We start from the raw sequence: 16,908 nt of genomic DNA on the forward strand, positions 1-16,908 counted from the left end.
GAACACGTACCCAAGGGGTTGGCCATGATCGGCCAGCCCCTTCGACGTGGGCTGTCGGTGAGACGAAGTAGTCTTGAGCCCATGCCTGAACGCCGTACCGTCGCACTAGTCACTCTCGGCTGCGCCCGTAACGAGGTGGACTCGGAGGAGCTCGCAGGCCGTTTGGAGGCGGACGGCTGGCAGCTCGTCGAGGATGCCCAGGACGCGGATGTCGCCGTGGTCAACACCTGTGGATTCGTCGAGGCCGCCAAGAAGGACTCCGTCGACGCCCTCCTCGAGGCCAACGACCTCAAGGGCCACGGCAGAACCCAGGCCGTCGTGGCGGTGGGCTGCATGGCCGAGCGGTACGGCAAGGAACTCGCCCAGGCGCTCCCCGAGGCGGACGGCGTGCTCGGCTTCGACGACTACGCCGACATCTCCGACCGGCTGGGGACCATCCTCAACGGCGGCATCCACGCCTCGCACACCCCGCGCGACCGGCGCAAGCTGCTGCCCATCAGCCCGGCCGAGCGGCAGGACTCGGCCGCGTCGGTGGCACTGCCCGGGCACGGCCCGTCCGACCTCCCGGAGGGCCTGGCGCCCGCCTCCGGCCCCCGTGCGCCCCTGCGCCGCCGGCTGGACGGCGCTCCGGTCGCCTCGGTCAAGCTCGCCTCCGGCTGCGACCGGCGTTGCTCCTTCTGCGCCATCCCCTCCTTCCGCGGCTCCTTCATCTCGCGCCGCCCCAGCGACGTGCTGAACGAGACCCGCTGGCTGGCCGAACAGGGCGTGAAGGAGGTCATGCTGGTCTCCGAGAACAACACCTCCTACGGCAAGGACCTGGGCGACATCCGCCTCCTGGAGTCGCTGCTGCCGGAGCTGGCCGAGGTCGACGGCATCGAGCGGGTACGCGTCAGCTACCTCCAGCCGGCCGAGATGCGCCCCGGCCTGATCGACGTACTGACCTCCACACCGAACGTCGTGCCGTACTTCGACCTGTCCTTCCAGCACTCCGCCCCGGGCGTGCTGCGGGCCATGCGCCGCTTCGGCGACACCGACCGCTTCCTGGAGCTGCTCGACACCATCCGGGCCAAGGCTCCGCAGGCCGGCGTCCGCTCCAACTTCATCGTCGGCTTCCCCGGCGAGTCCGCGTCCGACCTGGCCGAGCTGGAGCGCTTCCTGAACGGCGCGCGGCTCGACGCGATCGGCGTCTTCGGGTACTCCGACGAGGAGGGCACCGAGGCGGCGACATACGAGAACAAGCTTGACGAGGACGTCGTCGCCGAGCGTCTCGCCCGGGTCTCCCGGCTCGCCGAGGAACTCGTCTCGCAGCGGGCCGAGGAGCGCGTCGGCGAGACCGTGCACGTCCTCGTGGAGTCCGTGGACGACGAGGACGGCGTCTACGGCCGGGCGGCCCACCAGGCGCCGGAGACGGACGGGCAGGTGCTGCTCACGAGCGGCGAAGGGCTGCGCGTCGGCCGTATCGTCGAGGCGAAGGTGGTCGGCACGGAGGGCGTCGACCTGGTGGCCGAGCCGCTGCAGGGCGTGCCCGCGTGGAGTGAGGAGGCCGGCAGATGACCGGAGTCCCGGCGTCCGCCGCGGGCGGCTCCTCCGGCGCACAGGGCGCCCCGGGCTCCGCCGCCACCTCCGGTGCCGCTCCGGATCTCTCCGGTCCGCAGAACGCTGGTCCGCAGGCCACTGGTGCGGAGGAATCCGGTGCGGAGGACTTCGGTGCCGAGAGCGGCGGTGCCGACAAGGCAGGTGCCGGGCACATCGGTGGCGAGAACGCCGGTGGCGGGAGCATCGGGGCCGAGGATTCCGGTTCCGGTGACGGGGAGAGGCCTGTGCGCGGCGGGAGGAAGATCGCCGCTGCCGCCGTCAACCAGGCCAGCCTGTGGAACGTCGCCAATCTGCTGACCATGCTCCGGCTGCTCCTGGTCCCCGGCTTCGTCGCCCTGATGCTGGCCGGCGGCGGATACGACCCGGCCTGGCGCTCGCTCGCCTGGGCCGCCTTCGCCATCGCCATGATCACCGACCTGTTCGACGGGCATCTGGCGCGCACGTACAACCTGGTCACCGACTTCGGGAAGATCGCCGACCCCATCGCCGACAAGGCGATCATGGGGGCGGCGCTGATCTGTCTCTCGTCGCTCGGCGATCTGCCCTGGTGGGTGACGGTCGTCATCCTCGGCCGGGAACTCGGGATCACCCTGCTGCGTTTCCTGGTCATCCGCTACGGCGTGATCCCGGCCAGCCGCGGCGGCAAGCTCAAGACCCTCACCCAGGGCGTGGCCGTGGGGATGTACGTACTGGCACTGACGGGGTGGCTGGCCACCCTGCGGTTCTGGGTGATGGCCGCGGCCGTCGTCCTGACGGTCGTGACGGGTCTCGACTATGTGAGACAGGCCATTGTGCTGCGGCGGCAGGGAATCGCCGAGCGCGCAGCGGCGCTGGAGGAGACGGAAGCGTGAATTCCAGGGCCGCCGAACTGGTGCGACTACTGACGGTGAGGGGTCAGACCCTGGCTGTCGCCGAGTCGCTGACCGGCGGCCTGGTAGCGGCGGAGATCACAGCGGTCCCTGGGGCGTCCAAGACGTTCCGGGGTTCGGTCACCGCCTACGCCACCGAGCTCAAGCACGACGTGCTGGGTGTCGACGCCACCCTGCTGGCCCAGCGCGGCGCGGTGGATCCGCAGGTCGCGGCCCAGATGGCGGCCGGAGTGCGGAAGGCGCTGGGTGCCGACTGGGGCCTCGCGACCACTGGCGTCGCCGGCCCCGAACCCCAGGACGGCCGCCCGGTCGGCACGGTCTTCGTGGCCGTCGACGGCCCTTCCGGCGCCGGTTCCGGTTCTGCCGCTGGCGGAAAAGTGGAGGCCCTGCGGTTGAACGGCGACCGTGCGGAAATTCGTAGAGAGAGTGTACGGAGCGTACTCGCACTGCTTCTGAGGGAGCTTGCGAGCGAACAGACCGGGAATGAGCGGACACAGGATACGGAACAGAACGGGGGGTTTTGATGTTTGCAGCCCTGAGTGAACACGACATCGCTCCCCGCACGGCCGCGGCGCAAGGCGGTACGGTGGGGCGTGAAGGATGCGGCTACGCGGTCCGAGGAGGGAGCCACCGATGATTCTGCTCCGTCGCCTGCTGGGTGACGTGCTGCGTCGGCAGCGCCAGCGCCAGGGCCGTACTCTGCGCGAAGTCTCCTCGTCCGCCCGAGTCTCACTCGGCTATCTCTCCGAGGTGGAGCGGGGGCAGAAGGAGGCTTCCTCCGAGCTGCTCTCCGCCATCTGCGACGCGCTGGACGTACGGATGTCCGAGCTCATGCGAGAAGTGAGCGACGAACTCGCCCTCGCCGAGCTGGCCCAGTCCGCTCAGGCCACCGAGTCCGTGCCCGCGTCGGTTCGCCCGATGCTGGGAAGCGTCTCGGTGACCGGTGTGCCACCGGAACGGGTGACCATCAAGGCGCCCGCCGAGGCAGTGGACGTGGTCGCCGCATGACGCCTGTGCGGGTGTAGACCGACGCGGCGCCGACCCGGCGTCGAAGAAGAAGTGTGCGAGGCCCTGGCCGGGGCTTCTCCAGGAAGACCTGGGGAGGCGCGGCCGGGGCCTTCGTATGTCTGCCGGCGGTGTGCGTCCATTTGCCGGTGTCCGGTGGTGCGGTCATGGTGGAGGGACCGACAGGGGGCGAGACGACCGGAGAGACGCATGTACGTCGTGAAGAGCCCGCTGTCCGACGCGGACCTGAAGACCGTGGCCGAGGCGCTCCAGGGCGCCCTCGTCGATCTCGTGGACCTGGCACTGATCGCCAAGCAGATCCACTGGAACGTGGTCGGCCCCCGCTTTCGGACCGTCCACCTGCAGTTGGACGAGGTCGTCGGCACGGCCAGGACACACTCCGACACGGTCGCCGAGCGGGCCTCGGCGCTGGGCGTCTCGCCGGACGGACGCGCGGTCACGGTGGCCGCCGGCAGTGGCATCGCCACCGCCCCCGGGGGCTGGGTCAAGGACTCGGACGCGGTGGGTGCCCTGGTGGACGCGCTGGGCGCGGTGATCACCCGGATGCGGGGGCGGGTCATGGCCACCGCGGAGCCGGATCCGGTCTCCCAGGACATCTTCATCGGGATCACGGCGGATCTGGAGAAACATCACTGGATGTTCCAGGCGGAGAACGCGTAGCTGTGGCCGACGCCGGCCGACGGCCGTTGCATCGGTGAGCCCTCGGTGCGCCTCCCCGGTGGACCGGGCGGCGTTCTAGCGTCCGGCTGGAGGTGTCGGCCATGGTGGGACGGATAGTGCGCTGGGGGGTTGCCCTGGGATGCGCGGCGGTGTGGTGGTGGGCCGTGCTGCGGATCACCTTCGCCGACGGCGCGGGGGCCCTGGAGGGAACTGTGGCCGCCGGGGGATGGGGACTGAGCCTGCTGCCGGTCAACTGTGTGCCGAGGTCCCGGGCGGCTGGGGCCCTGGGCCCTGGGCGGTGGCGGGCCGCCTGGCGGACACCGGGCGCTACCAGGGCATCGCGACCCCTCCGTTCGGGCGCAGGATCTGGCCCGTCATGAACGAGGAGGCGTCGGACGCCAGATACAGCACGGCGTGAGCGACGTCCACCGCCTCGCCGACCCGGCCCAGGGGCGACATCCGGGCCATCCACGCCTCCGTCTGCCGCTGCTCCTCGCCGTCGTCGCGGTCGGTCATGGGGGTCCGGGTCCAGCCCGGGGCGACCGCGTTGACGCGGATGCCCTGCCGACCGACCTCGTTCGCGAGCGTCTTGGTCAGCTGGACCACGGCCGCCTTGGCCGCGCCGTAGCAGAGCAGGCCGGGGCCGCCGGTGTCGATCGCACCGGACGCCATGGTGATGATGCTGCCCCCGGTCTGCCGGTCGAGCATCAGGCGTGCCGCCTCCTGGCAGGAGTGCAGGACGCCCTTGAAGTTGACGTCCAGCACCCGGTCGAGGTCCTCGTCTCGGGTCTCCAGCACCGGGCTGCGGTGCATGATTCCGGCGATCGCCGCCATGACGTCCAGCCGCTCGCAGGACCGGACGGCATGCCCGAGCTGCGCCCGGTCGGTGACGTCGACGGTGTGGGTGCGGGCGGTGCCGCCGGCGTCCTTGATCAATGCGGCCGTCTCGTGCAGGCCGTCCGCGTCCCGGTCGGCACAGTGCACGGTCGCGCCCGCCCCGGCGAGCAGCACGGCGGAAGCCCGCCCGATACCGCCGGCGGCCCCGGTGACGAATGCGGTGCGTCCGGTGAGGTCGTACGCCTTGAGGGACATGAGGGGACGGTACGAGCGTTTCTGACGGGTCGTCAATCAGTCGGGCGGGGGCGGCTTCTCGGGGTGCCTCGCGAGCCGGGGGCGGGGCCGGTCTGGCAGGCGGGACACCAGTAGGTCGGGCGCTCACGGGAGCCGTCGCCCTGGTCGGCCACCCGGATCGGGGTGCCGCAGCGCAGACAGGGGCGGGGGGCTCGGCCGTAGACGAACAGGTCCTGGTTGCGCAGGCCCGTGGTCTGGCGGACCGGGCGGTCGCGGTTGGCCTCCAGGAGGCGCTTGGCGAGGCCGGGGAGTTTCGCGGCACGGTCGGCGGGGAGCGCGCCGACCGGGAGCCAGGGAGTCGCGCCGATCAGGAAGCAGAGCTCGCTCTTGTAGATGTTGCCGATGCCGGCGAGGTTGCGCTGGTCGAGCAGGGCCTCGCCGAGCGGGCGGGCGGGGTCGGCGAGCAGGTTGGCGAGGGCGCGGTCGGGGTTCCAGTCGGGGCCCAGCAGGTCGGGGCCGAGGTGGCCCACGGCGCGTTCCTCCTCGCCGGTGCGCAGGAACTCCAGAACCTGGAGGCGGTAGCCCACGGCCGTGCGGTCGGCGGCACCGAGGACGGCCCTGATCTGGTGGGCGGGACCGCCCTTCCAGCGCTCACCGCTCCCGTAGACCTTCCACGCGCCCTCCATCCGCAGATGCGTGTGCAGGGTCAGGCCGCCCTCGAAGCGGGTGAGCAGGTGCTTGCCGCGCGGGGTGGTGCCGAGGACGGTACGGCCGGTGAGGTCGACGGTGGCGTACTTGGGCACCCGGAAGTCGCTGCGGGTCAGCACCTTGCCCGCGAGCGCGTCGTGCAGGCGTCGCGCGGCCTGCCACACCGTGTCACCTTCGGGCATGGGCCAAGGGTGACACGGGGGCCTGGAGCGCGCGGCGGGGGCACGGGCGCGGGTGGCGGTGGCGCGTGCGGCGCACTGGGGGTGTGGCGTTCATGTTCCTGGTGGGTCACGCCCGCAGGCGCAGGCCGCGCGGGGTCGCGATGAAGCCCGCTCCTTCCAGCAGGGTGCCCAGGGGCGAGGTCAGGGCCGTGGCGCCGTTGACGCGCTCCACCGTCACCGTGCCGAGGGTGCCGGCGCGGGCGGCGGCCGCGAGTGCCTCGGCTGCCGTACGCAGGCGGGGGTCGTCTACGGCGTCCGTGTCCGGGGCGGACGGCCAGGCCAGCAGGGTCTTGCCGCCGCGCTCCATGTAGAGGGTCAGCTCGCCGTCCACCAGGACGACCAGCGAGCCCGCCTTACGGCCCGGCTTGTGACCGGCGCCGGTCGGCGGCTCGGGCCAGGGGAGGGCGGCGCCATAGGCGTTCGCGGGGTCGGCGGCGGCGAGCACCACGGCTCTGGGGTCGGGGGCGGCCGGGGTGCGGGTGTGGTGGTTGCCGTAGGTGTACGGGTTCGCGGGGCTGCCGCCGCGGGGGCCGCCGTAGCCGGGGGTGGCGAAGGGGTCGGACGGGGCGAGGTCCTTGGGGGAGACATAGTCGCCGGGCGCGGTGGCGGGCTCGGGGGGCCAGGTGAAGTCGCCGTCCAGGCCGGGAAAGTCGGCTTCGTCGATGGGGCCGAGGGGAGCCTCGGTGCCGAACGCGGCGGAGGTGACTGAGCCGCCGTTCCCGAAGGCCGCGTGAGCCGCCGGTCCGACGGGGCCGCCGTTTCCGAAGGCGGTGCCCGGCAGTGTCTCGCCCCGCTCGCGGGCGTTGGACGCGGCGCGCAGCCGGTCGACCGCCCCGTCCATCGCGAACTGGGCCGCGCCGAGCCCCTCGACGACGTAACCCCGGCGGGCCTGCCCGCTCTCCTCGAACGCCGACAGGATGCGGTACACCGCCGAGAAACCGCCCTCGACGCCCTCCGCCGCGACCGCTCCCCGGGTGACCACGCCGTGCCGGTCGAGCAGGGTGCGGGCCAAGGCGTGGGCGCGCACGGTGGTGTCCGGCTCGCGCTGCGGGAGCAGGGACCAGCGGCCGGCGACGGTCGGCGGACCGGTACGGGAGGCGGTGCGGGCGGCGGCCGTCAGGGACCCGTAGCGGCCGCGCGGGACGGCGCGCTTGGCGCGGTGGGCCGTGGCACCCGCGGTACGGCCCGAGCCCAGCAGGGCGCGCATCGGGGCCAGTGTGTCGTTGGTGAGCCGGCCGGACCAGGCCAGGTCCCAGACGGCGTCGGCCAGTTGGGGGTCGGTGGCGTCGGGGTGGGTGGTGGCGCGGACCTGGTCGGCGATCTGGCGGAAGAACAGGCCGTAGCCGCCGGAGAGGGTGTCCAGGACGGACTGGTGGAGGGCCGTCAGCTCCAAGGGGTGCGGCGGTGGCAGGAGCAGCGGTGCCGCGTCCGCCAGATACAGCGAGACCCAGCCGTCCTTGCCCGGCAGGGCGCCCGCGCCGGCCCACACGATCTCTCCGGCGGCGGTGAGTTCGTCGAGCATCGAGGGCGTGTAGTTGGTCACCCGGGACGGCAGGACCAGCTTCTCCAGGGCCGACGCCGGCACCGACGCGCCCTGCAACTGCTCGACGGCGCGCACCAGTCCGTCGACGCCACGCAGCCCGTGCCCCTTGCCGATGTGCTGCCACTGGGGCAGGAACTGTGCGAGCGCGGCCGGTGCCACCGGCTCCAGCTCGTGCCGGAGCGCGGCCAGGGAGCGGCGGCGCAGCCTGCGCAGCACGGCCGCGTCGCACCACTCCTGGCCGATGCCCGCCGGATGGAACTCGCCCTGCACCACCCGGCCGCCCGCGGCGAGCCGCTGCAACGCGCCGTCCGTGACCGCGGCTCCGAGCCCGAACCGGGCCGCCGCCGTGGCCGACGTGAACGGGCCGTGCGTGCGCGCGTACCGGGCGAGGAGGTCGCCGAGCGGGTCCTTCACCGGCTCGGTGAACGCCTCGGGGACACCGACCGGCAAGGCGGTGCCGAGGGCGTCGCGTAGCCGGCCCGCGTCCTCGATCGCCGCCCAGTGGTCGGTGCCGGCGATCCGGACCTTGATCGCCCGGCGGGCACCGGCCAGCTCCCCGGCCCACCGCGGTTCGGCGCCCCGCTCGGCCAACTCGGCGTCCGTGAGCGGCCCGAGCAGCCGCAGTACGTCGGCGACGCCCTCCGGGTCCTTGATCCGGCGGTCCTCGGTGAGCCACTGCAGCTCGCGCTCCAGCTCGGTCAGCACGTCCGCGTCGAGCAGCTCGCGCAGCTCCGCCTGACCCAGCAACTCGGCCAGCAGCCGGGAGTCCAGGGAGAGCGCGGCCGCGCGGCGCTCGGCGAGCGGGGAGTCCCCCTCGTACAGGAACTGGGCGACGTAGCCGAACAGGAGGGACCGGGCGAAGGGGGACGGCTCCGGGGTGGTGACCTCGACGAGGCGGACCTTCCGGGACTCCAGGTCACCCATCAGCTCGACCAGGCCCGGCACGTCGAAGACGTCCTGGAGGCACTCACGGACCGCTTCCAGGACGATCGGGAAGGACCCGAACTCGCTCGCCACCTGGAGCAGTTGGGCGGCACGCTGGCGCTGCTGCCACAGCGGGGTGCGCTTGCCGGGGTTGCGGCGGGGCAGCAGCAGCGCGCGGGCCGCGCATTCGCGGAACCGGGCGGCGAACAGGGCCGAGCCGCCGACCTGGTCGGTGACGATCTGGTCGACCTCGCCCTTGTCGAAGGCGACGTCCGCCGCGCCGACGGGCGCCTGCTCGGCGTCGTATTCGGTGCCCGCTTTCGTGGGGGCCTGGTCGAGCAGGTCCAGGCCCATCAGGTCGGCGTCCGGCAGGCGCAGCACGATGCCGTCGTCGGCGTGCATGACCTGGGCGTCCATGCCGTACCGCTCGGACAGCCGGGCGCCGAGGGCCAGCGCCCAGGGAGCGTGGACCTGCGCGCCGAAGGGGGAGTGGACGACGACCCGCCAGTCGCCCAGTTCGTCGCGGAAGCGCTCCACGACGATCGTCCGGTCGTCGGGGACATGGCCGCAGGCCTCGCGCTGTTCGTCGAGGTACGACAGCACGTTGTCCGCCGCCCAGGCGTCCAGGCCCGCCGCGAGCAGGCGCAGCCGGGCGTCGTCCTTGGCGAGCGAGCCGACCTCGCGCAGGAACGCGCCCACCGCGCGGCCCAGTTCGAGCGGGCGGCCCAGCTGGTCGCCCTTCCAGAAGGGCAGGCGGCCCGGCACCCCGGGGGCGGGGGAGACCAGGACGCGGTCGCGCGTGATGTCCTCGATGCGCCAGGAGCTGGTGCCCAGGGTGAAGACATCGCCCACCCGGGACTCGTACACCATCTCCTCGTCCAGCTCACCGACCCGGCCGCCGCCCTTCTTGGGGTCGGCGCCGGCGAGGAAGACGCCGAAGAGGCCGCGGTCGGGGATCGTGCCGCCGGAGGTGACGGCGAGGCGCTGGGCGCCCGGGCGGCCGGTGACCGTGCCCGCGACCCGGTCCCAGACCACGCGCGGGCGCAGCTCGGCGAAGGCGTCGGACGGATAGCGGCCCGCGAGCATGTCGAGGACCGCGGTGAACGCCGACTCCGGGAGCGAGGCGAAGGGAGCCGCGCGACGGACCATGGCCAGCAGGTCGTCGAACTGCCAGGTGTCCAGCGAGGTCATCGCGACCAACTGCTGTGCCAGCACGTCGAGGGGGTTGGCCGGGACCCTCAGGGACTCGATGGAGCCGGTGCGCATCCGCTCGGTGACCACGGCCGCCTGCACCAGGTCGCCACGGTACTTGGGGAAGACCACGCCGGTGGAGACCGCGCCGACCTGGTGTCCCGCGCGGCCGACGCGCTGCAGGCCGGAGGCCACCGAGGGTGGCGACTCGACCTGGACGACCAGGTCCACCGCGCCCATGTCGATGCCCAGCTCAAGGCTGGAGGTGGCCACCACGGCGGGCAGCCGGCCGGCCTTCAGGTCCTCCTCGACCAGGGCCCGCTGCTCCTTGGAGACCGAGCCGTGGTGCGCGCGTGCGATGACCGGCGGGGCGCCCTGGGCCGCGCCCGAGCCGCCCATCAGCTCGGCGGGGGAGTGGTGCTCGTCCAGCGGCTCGCCGGTCACGCGCTCGTACGCGATCTCGTTGAGCCGGTTGCACAGCCGCTCCGCCAGTCGGCGCGAGTTGGCGAAGACGATCGTCGAGCGGTGGGCCTGCACCAGGTCGGCGATCCGCTCCTCCACATGCGGCCAGATCGACGGCCGGTCCCCGCCCTCCTTGGCGTCGGTCGCCGGGGAGCCGCCCAGCTCGCCCATGTCCTCCACGGGTACGACGACGGAGAGGTCGAACTCCTTGCCGGACTCGGGCTGGACGATCTCCACCTTGCGGCGTGGCGAGAGATAGCGGGCCACCTCGTCGACCGGACGGACGGTCGCCGACAGACCGATGCGGCGGGCCGGCTTCGGCAGCAGCTCGTCCAGCCGCTCCAGGGAGAGCGCGAGATGCGCGCCGCGCTTGGTGCCGGCGACCGCGTGCACCTCGTCCAGGATCACCGTCTCGATGCCGGTCAGCGCGTCACGCGCGGCCGACGTCAGCATCAGGAACAGGGACTCCGGGGTGGTGATCAGGATGTCCGGCGGGCGGGTGGACAGGGCGCGGCGCTCGGCGGGCGGGGTGTCGCCGGAGCGGATGCCGACCCTGACCTCCGGCTCGGGCTGACCGAGGCGCACGGACTCCTGGCGGATGCCGGTCAGCGGACTGCGCAGGTTCCGCTCGACGTCGACCGCGAGGGCCTTGAGCGGAGACACGTACAGCACCCGGCAGCGCTTCCTGGGGTCGGCCGGGGGCGGGGTCGAGGCCAGCTGGTCCAGGGCGGCGAGGAAGGCGGCCAACGTCTTGCCGGAGCCGGTCGGGGCGACCACCAGCACGTCCGAGCCCGCCCCGATGGCCTGCCACGCGCCCGCCTGGGCCGCGGTGGGCGCGGAAAACGCCCCCGTGAACCAGCCGCGGGTCGCGGGGGAGAAGCCGTCGAGGGCCCGGTGCGCGGATTTCGCCATGGGTCAATCCTGCACCCGGCCACTGACAACAAGCCTGACCTGCGAAAACAGGGATGCGGACGGAGTCGGGCAGGGTGGACAATGGCCGCATGGCGGGATCCGGGGAGCGGGCACGGCACTGGCGGTACGAGGCGCTGCCCGATGTCGATCTGCTGCGGGCCCGATATGTCCGGAAGACGTTTGTCCGGCACACTCACGAGCACTTCGTGATCGCCGGGATCGTGGACGGGGTCGAGGTCTTCCGGCACCGGGGGTCCGACGTGACCGTCGGCGCCGGGGCGCTCGCGCTCGTCAATCCCGACACCGCGCACACCGGCCGGGCCGCGGTTCCCGAGGGCTGGCGGTACGGGGCGGTCTACCCGTCCCCGGAACTGGTGGCGGCGATCGCCGCGGAGACCACCGCGATCCGGGGCACCCCCGGCTTCGTCAGCCCGATGCTCGACGATCCGTACTGCGTCGCCCTGGTGCACCGGGTGCTGCGCGCCGCCGACGAGGGCAACGCACTCGCCGCCGACACCCTGCTGCGGGTGGCGGTGACCCGGCTGCTGCGGTCGAACGGCGGCCCGCTGCCACAGCGGCAGGTCCGCACCGCCGGCGCGCACCTCGCCGCACGCGCGCGTGCCGTGCTGGAGGAGCGGATGGCCGAGCCGCCGACCCTGGAGCGGCTCGCCACCGACCTCGGCACCAGCCCCTTCGCGCTGCTGCGGGCGTTCCGCGACGTCTACGGCATGCCCCCGCACACCTGGCTGACCGACGCCCGGGTGCGCCGCGCCCGGCTGCTGCTGGACGCGGGCACGGCACCCGCCGAGACGGCCGTCGCCGTCGGCTTCACCGACCAGCCACACCTCAACCGGCACTTCGCCCGGATCGTCGGCGTTCCGCCGGGTGCCTACCAGCGCGAGCGCGGTCCCGGAGCGGACCCGCGCGGCCGCGGTCCCGCGGCGCGCCCGCGCGAGCCTGGTCCCGCGGCGCGCCCGCGCGAGCCCGGTCCCGCGGCGCGCCCGCGCGGGCGCAAGAACGTACAAGACGCGCGGGACGCCGGTACGTAGCGTCCTGGGCGTGGCACAGCAGACAGCACTCGCAGACATACATGGCGCAGACAAGCCGAAACCGGACTCCGCCGTCGTCCGGGACGCCCTCGGGGTCGGCGTCGCCGTGGGACTCTCCGGGTTCGCCTTCGGGGTGACCTCGGCCGGCAGCGGGCTCGGCCTGCTCCAGACCTGCGTACTCAGCCTCCTGGTGTTCACCGGCGCCTCCCAGTTCGCCCTGGTCGGGGCACTCGCGGCCGGCGGCAACCCGCTCACCGCGGCGGCCGGCGCCTTCTTCCTGGGGGTGCGCAACGCGTTCTACGGGCTGCGTCTGTCGCAGGTACTGGCCCTTCCGCGCGCGCTACGGCCGCTGGCCGCCCAGTGGGTGATCGACGAGACCACCGCCGTGACGCTCGCCCAGCCGACACGGCGCGCCGCGCGGATCGGCTTCACCGTCACCGGACTCAGCCTGTACGTGCTGTGGAATCTCACCACCCTGCTCGGCGCGCTCGGCGCCAAGGCCGTCGGGGACACCGACGCCTGGGGCCTGGACGCGGCCGGACCCGCCGTCTTCCTGGCGCTGCTCGCCCCCATGCTGAAGACCACGACCGACCGCGCGGTCGCCGCGCTCGCGGTGCTGCTGGGGCTCGGCCTGCTGCCCGTGCTGCCCGCCGGGATGCCGGTCCTGGCGGCCGCGCTGGCGGCGCCTGCCGCCCTGTACGTCTCCGGCCGCCGATCCGGCCGTACCCGCGACGACGCTTCCGAGGAGACCCGTTGAACACCTGGATCGCGATCGCCGCGACCGTCCTCGGCTGCTACGCCGTCAAGCTCGCCGGGCTGCTGGTGCCCGCGGGCGTCCTGGAGCGGTCGATGGTGCGGAGGCTGGCCGCCCTGCTGCCGGTGGCCCTGCTCGCCGCCCTCACGGCCCAGCAGACGTTCGCCGACGGGCACGCGCTCGTGCTGGACGCCCGGGCCGCGGGGCTCGGGGCGGCCGCCCTGGCGCTGGTGCTGCGCGCGCCCTTCCTGGTCGTCGTCGGCGCGGCCGTGCTGGTGACGGCGGGGGTACGGGCCATCGCGGGCTGAGCGGGGCTGAGCGGGGCTGAGCGGGGTGGCTGGCGGCTGAGCACGGGTCACCCCACGAAGTGGCCGTACGCCTTGAGGGTGCGCAGCGCCTCGATCGTCACCCTCGGGCGGGCCTCCAGGGCGGTGGTCGGTGCCCACTGGAGCCAGCCGATCGGCCAGCCGCCGTCCTCCTGCTGCTCGGCGGCGAGGTGGTCCAGCGAGCGGGCCATCTCCTCGTCGGTGAACCACGCGCGCGCGAGCGAGTGCGGGGACTTCGCGAAGTGGTGCGGGAAGTGGTGCTCGCCCGGGGCGTAGCCGGTCGCCACCGGGTACCCGTCCAGGTGCTCCGGGTCCAGCGCGGCCAGCCGGTGCTCGCGCACCAGGCGGCCCAGCCGGTCGGCGGCCGCCTCCGCGCGGCCGCGGTCGGGTACCGCGTCCAGGAAGGCGACGGCGGCCTCGATCTCGTAGGGATGCGACTTCTCCAGGGACTCCACGGCCTCCCAGCAGAAGTCGGTGGCCCGGAACAGCCAGGCGTGCCACACCTCGTTGCGGTGCAGCAGCCCCACCACAGGGCCGGTGGCGAGCAGCTCACTGGGCGGGTCGTCGGTGATCGGGACGAACGGGGCGGCCGGATAGCCGCGCTGGCTCGGATGGATCGCCGGCAGCGCCCCGTCCGCCGTGGAGACGGACGTCAGATAGCGGCACACCCGCTCCACCCGCTGCCCGCCGCAGCGCCCGACGGCGTCCAGGACGGCCAGCGCGTGCCCGGTGTGCAGCGGCTGGCTCACCGGACCGCGCAGATCGGGCTCCAGCGCATGGCCGTACCCGCCGTCCTCGTTGCGGTAGGCGTCCAGGGCCGTCTCCACCGGATCGGGGCTGCCGTTCAGGAAGTGGTACGCGAAGAGGCGCTGCTCCAGCACGCGCGCGGTGAGCCACACGAACTGTTCGGCGCGGAAGAGCGGGGAGTGCGCCGGGGGCGTAGGGGGGAGTGGGGAAGCTCCGGTTTCGGCCATGCGTCAGACCGTAGGGCGGAAAGCGGTCTCGGCAAGCGGTCCCGGGCAGGGCCCACTCTCAGGGGCGGGATACTGGTGTCATGCGGTTGACGGTCTTCTGGCAGCGGATGGCGGAACACTTCGGTTCCGGGTACGCCGACACCTTCGCGCGCGATCATGTGATGACGGAGCTCGGCGGACTCACGGTGCACGAGGCGCTGGACGCCGGCTGGGAGGCCAAGGAAGTGTGGCGCGTGGTCTGCACGGTCATGAACGTTCCCGGGGAGAAGCGCTGAGCGTGCACAAAGATCGGATACCGGCCACGCGTTGTCAGTGCCGTCGGCGAGACTTGCACCGTGGCACCCACTGACGACGACGGGCGGACCGCCCAGGACACATACCCGGTCGACACGACGCCGCCCGCCGGACCCCCGGCCGCCGGCGCCGCGGCACCGGGCGCCCGCATGCCGCGCTGGCTGCCGCGCGCCATGGTGCTGGCGCTCGCCCTCATCGCCGCCTTCCAGCTGGGCAGCTGGGCCTTCCACCAGCTCACCGGCCTGCTGATCAACATCCTCATCGCGTTCTTCCTGGCGCTCGCCATCGAGCCCGCGGTGAGCTGGATGGCCTCGCGCGGAACGCGCCGGGGGGTCGCGACCTTCCTGGTCTTCCTCGGCCTGGCCATCGCCGCTGCGGGATTCGTCACGCTGCTCGGCTCGATGCTGGCCGGCCAGATCATCAAGATCGTCGAAGACTTCCCGGACTACCTGGATTCGGTCATCAACTGGGTCAACCACACCTTCCACACCGACGTGAAGCGGGTCGACGTCCAGGAGGGCCTGCTGCACTCCGACTGGCTGCGCAAGTACGCGCAGAACAGCGCGGCCGGCGTGCTCGACGTCTCCGGGCAGGTGCTCGGCGGCCTCTTCCAGCTGCTGACGATCACGCTGTTCGCCTTCTACTTCGCCGCCGACGGCCCACGGCTGCGCCGCACTCTGTGCTCCGTCCTGCCGCCCGCCCGCCAGGCCGAGGTGCTGCGCGCCTGGGAGATCGCCGTGGACAAGACCGGCGGCTACCTGTACTCGCGCGGTGTGATGGCGCTGATCTCCGGCATCGCCCACTACATCCTGCTGGAGGCCCTGGGTGTGCCGTACGCGCCGGTGCTCGGTGTCTGGGTGGGCCTGGTCTCGCAGTTCATCCCCACCATCGGCACCTATCTCGCGGGCGCGCTGCCGATGCTGATCGCGTTCACCGTCAACCCCCTGTACGCGGTGTGGGTGCTGGTGTTCGTCGTGATCTACCAGCAGTTCGAGAACTACATGCTCCAGCCCAAGCTGACCTCCAAGTCCGTCGACATCCACCCGGCGGTCGCCTTCGGCTCGGTCATCGCGGGTACCGCACTGCTCGGCGCGGTCGGCGCGCTGATCGCCATCCCGGCGGTCGCCACGCTCCAGGCGTTCCTGAGCGCCTATGTGAAGCGCTACGACGTCACGGACGACCCGCGGGTGCACGGCCACCCCCGACGCGGCACGGGCGGCCCCGGGCTGTTCACGCGCGTGCGGCGGCTGATATGGCAGCGGCCGGCCGAGGACTCACGGGAGGGCTCGGTCTGACGGCCGCCACGATCAGTGGCCGGTCACCGGGATCAGCCGGCGGGTCATCGGGACCAGCGGCGGCCACCGGGATCGGTGGCGGGTCATCGCGATCAGTGACGGCCACTGCGATCAGTGGCGGGTCACCGGGATCGGAGACCGCCGCCACGATCAGCGGCAGCCACCGTGATCAGTAGGTGAGCACCGCCCACACCCCGGCGGCGGCCACGGCGGCCGCGTAGCAGCCCACCGCCGTGGCCACGACACGCCACCGGACCTGTTCGCTCCAGGCGGTGCAGGACAGCAGCCAGGCCAGGGCGGGCAGGACCAGCACCGCGTGCAGACTCACTCCGTGCAGCGGCTTGAGCGGGGCCGTCGAGTCGTACGCCGCCTCCTGGTGACCGGTCCGGACGAGCACCACCCCGCGCGCGATCATCGCGGCTCCCGAGGCCAGCGCCACGAGCAGGACCGCGAACCCGGAGCGCACGGCGAGCGCCATGCCCACGGGACCGGCCGGCCGCCGCCGGAACGACACCACGGCGAAGACGGTGAGCAGGACCACCAGGACCCCGCCGCCCACCGCGAGCGTCATCGACACCGCCGTGTCGAACGGCGTCTCCATGTCGAGGTGCGAGGGCACCCGGCGCCACGCCTGCAGGGTGATCCCGCCGACCTCCACCACACAGTCGGCGGCGAACACGACGAGCAGCACGGTCCGCAGCCGCTCCCCGATCCTCAGGTACGAGGTGACCCAGGTGACCGCGATCAGCGTCAGCCCGAAGGAGAGCCCGAACGTGACCGGTTTGCGCCAGGAGACCGGGCCGTACCAGGGGCCGCCGTCCACCGCGAACACCACCAGGTGTACCAGGCCGGAGAGGACGAGGAGCACCCCGGTCGCGTGACACAGACGCTCGGCGGGACGGACCCCACGCAGGGGGCTCGCCGGTGGATTCCGGTGCGGACTTTCCAGGGAGGCCGGAGTTTCCGCGGCGGACGGACTTTCCAGGGGGGAGGGCATGCGCCCACCCTTGCGGGGGCCGTCCGCGCGGTCGTC

At 73.0% G+C, this 16,908-nt stretch carries 16 protein-coding genes; 11 read left to right on the plus strand and 5 right to left on the minus strand.

All coding sequences use genetic code 11. From position 1 onward, the window contains the following. Positions 1-81: 81 nt before the first annotated feature. The 6 genes from rimO (at position 82) to AB0D59_RS41685 (ending at position 4,531) form a co-directional block, all read left to right on the plus strand. Positions 82-1,554 (plus strand): 30S ribosomal protein S12 methylthiotransferase RimO, encoded by a 1,473-nt coding sequence (rimO, locus tag AB0D59_RS41660; RefSeq protein ID WP_362576488.1) that lies wholly within the window; start codon positions 82-84, stop codon positions 1,552-1,554. After that, a complete protein-coding gene (pgsA, locus tag AB0D59_RS41665) occupies positions 1,551-2,447 on the plus strand; it encodes a CDP-diacylglycerol--glycerol-3-phosphate 3-phosphatidyltransferase (protein WP_362576489.1) in 897 nt (298 codons plus the stop codon). Before rimO ends, pgsA begins: the two co-directional genes overlap by 4 nt. Further along, a complete protein-coding gene (locus AB0D59_RS41670) occupies positions 2,444-2,989 on the plus strand; it encodes a CinA family protein (RefSeq protein ID WP_362576490.1) in 546 nt (181 codons plus the stop codon). Before pgsA ends, AB0D59_RS41670 begins: the two co-directional genes overlap by 4 nt. 109 nt (positions 2,990-3,098) lie before the next feature. Beyond that, the gene (locus tag AB0D59_RS41675; protein WP_362576491.1) at positions 3,099-3,473 is read left to right on the plus strand and encodes a helix-turn-helix transcriptional regulator; all 375 of its coding nucleotides are present in this window, start codon (positions 3,099-3,101) and stop codon (positions 3,471-3,473) included. A gap of 207 nt (positions 3,474-3,680) precedes the next feature. Beyond that, positions 3,681-4,151 carry a DNA starvation/stationary phase protection protein gene (locus AB0D59_RS41680; RefSeq protein ID WP_362576492.1) on the plus strand — a complete coding sequence of 157 codons (471 nt, stop codon included), beginning with the start codon at positions 3,681-3,683 and terminating at the stop codon, positions 4,149-4,151. A 101-nt stretch (positions 4,152-4,252) separates the two neighbouring features. Next, positions 4,253-4,531 carry a hypothetical protein gene (locus AB0D59_RS41685; protein ID WP_362576493.1) on the plus strand — a complete coding sequence of 93 codons (279 nt, stop codon included), beginning with the start codon at positions 4,253-4,255 and terminating at the stop codon, positions 4,529-4,531. Here AB0D59_RS41685 and AB0D59_RS41690 read toward each other — a convergent pair. The 3 genes from AB0D59_RS41690 to AB0D59_RS41700 form a co-directional block, all read right to left on the minus strand. Next, positions 4,479-5,243, minus strand: a complete 765-nt coding sequence (locus AB0D59_RS41690) for an SDR family NAD(P)-dependent oxidoreductase (protein WP_362576494.1) — start codon at positions 5,241-5,243, stop codon at positions 4,479-4,481. The two genes, AB0D59_RS41685 and AB0D59_RS41690, sit on opposite strands and share 53 nt — an antisense overlap. A 32-nt stretch (positions 5,244-5,275) precedes the next feature. Next, positions 5,276-6,112 carry a DNA-formamidopyrimidine glycosylase family protein gene (locus AB0D59_RS41695; RefSeq protein WP_362576495.1) on the minus strand — a complete coding sequence of 279 codons (837 nt, stop codon included), beginning with the start codon at positions 6,110-6,112 and terminating at the stop codon, positions 5,276-5,278. A 106-nt stretch (positions 6,113-6,218) separates the two neighbouring features. Beyond that, positions 6,219-11,183: an ATP-dependent helicase gene (locus tag AB0D59_RS41700; protein WP_362576496.1), complete on the minus strand. Its 4,965-nt coding sequence runs from the start codon at positions 11,181-11,183 to the stop codon at positions 6,219-6,221. Between the two features lie 89 nt (positions 11,184-11,272). Between AB0D59_RS41700 and AB0D59_RS41705 the strand changes: the two genes are divergently transcribed. Genes AB0D59_RS41705 through AB0D59_RS41715 form a run of 3 tightly spaced genes read left to right on the plus strand, consistent with a single transcriptional unit; the run spans position 11,273 to position 13,294 of the window. Then, positions 11,273-12,232, plus strand: coding sequence for an AraC family transcriptional regulator (locus AB0D59_RS41705; protein ID WP_362576497.1), 960 nt, complete (start codon positions 11,273-11,275; stop codon positions 12,230-12,232). Positions 12,233-12,242: 10 nt separating this feature from the next. Further along, on the plus strand, positions 12,243-12,989 hold the full coding sequence (locus AB0D59_RS41710; RefSeq protein ID WP_362576498.1) for an AzlC family ABC transporter permease: 747 nt from the start codon (positions 12,243-12,245) through the stop codon (positions 12,987-12,989). Beyond that, positions 12,986-13,294, plus strand: a complete 309-nt coding sequence (locus AB0D59_RS41715) for an AzlD domain-containing protein (RefSeq protein WP_362576499.1) — start codon at positions 12,986-12,988, stop codon at positions 13,292-13,294. The genes AB0D59_RS41710 and AB0D59_RS41715 overlap by 4 nt, the downstream gene beginning before the upstream one ends. A gap of 47 nt (positions 13,295-13,341) precedes the next feature. On the opposite strand, the gene AB0D59_RS41720 is transcribed toward AB0D59_RS41715, so the two are convergent. Beyond that, positions 13,342-14,286, minus strand: coding sequence for a hypothetical protein (locus AB0D59_RS41720; RefSeq protein ID WP_362576500.1), 945 nt, complete (start codon positions 14,284-14,286; stop codon positions 13,342-13,344). An 80-nt stretch (positions 14,287-14,366) separates the two neighbouring features. Between AB0D59_RS41720 and AB0D59_RS41725 the strand changes: the two genes are divergently transcribed. Both AB0D59_RS41725 and AB0D59_RS41730 read left to right on the plus strand, forming a co-directional pair. Continuing rightward, positions 14,367-14,561 (plus strand): DUF3046 domain-containing protein, encoded by a 195-nt coding sequence (locus tag AB0D59_RS41725; RefSeq protein WP_362576501.1) that lies wholly within the window; start codon positions 14,367-14,369, stop codon positions 14,559-14,561. A gap of 60 nt (positions 14,562-14,621) precedes the next feature. Beyond that, complete coding sequence (locus AB0D59_RS41730; RefSeq protein ID WP_362576502.1) at positions 14,622-15,875, plus strand: AI-2E family transporter; 1,254 nt, start codon at positions 14,622-14,624, stop codon at positions 15,873-15,875. 169 nt (positions 15,876-16,044) lie between these two features. On the opposite strand, the gene AB0D59_RS41735 is transcribed toward AB0D59_RS41730, so the two are convergent. After that, complete coding sequence (locus AB0D59_RS41735; protein ID WP_362576559.1) at positions 16,045-16,788, minus strand: hypothetical protein; 744 nt, start codon at positions 16,786-16,788, stop codon at positions 16,045-16,047. Between the last annotated feature and the right edge of the window lie 120 nt (positions 16,789-16,908).

Source organism: Streptomyces sp. NPDC048417, from assembly GCF_040651615.1.
In the GTDB taxonomy this organism is placed as follows: Bacteria; Actinomycetota; Actinomycetes; order Streptomycetales; family Streptomycetaceae; genus Streptomyces.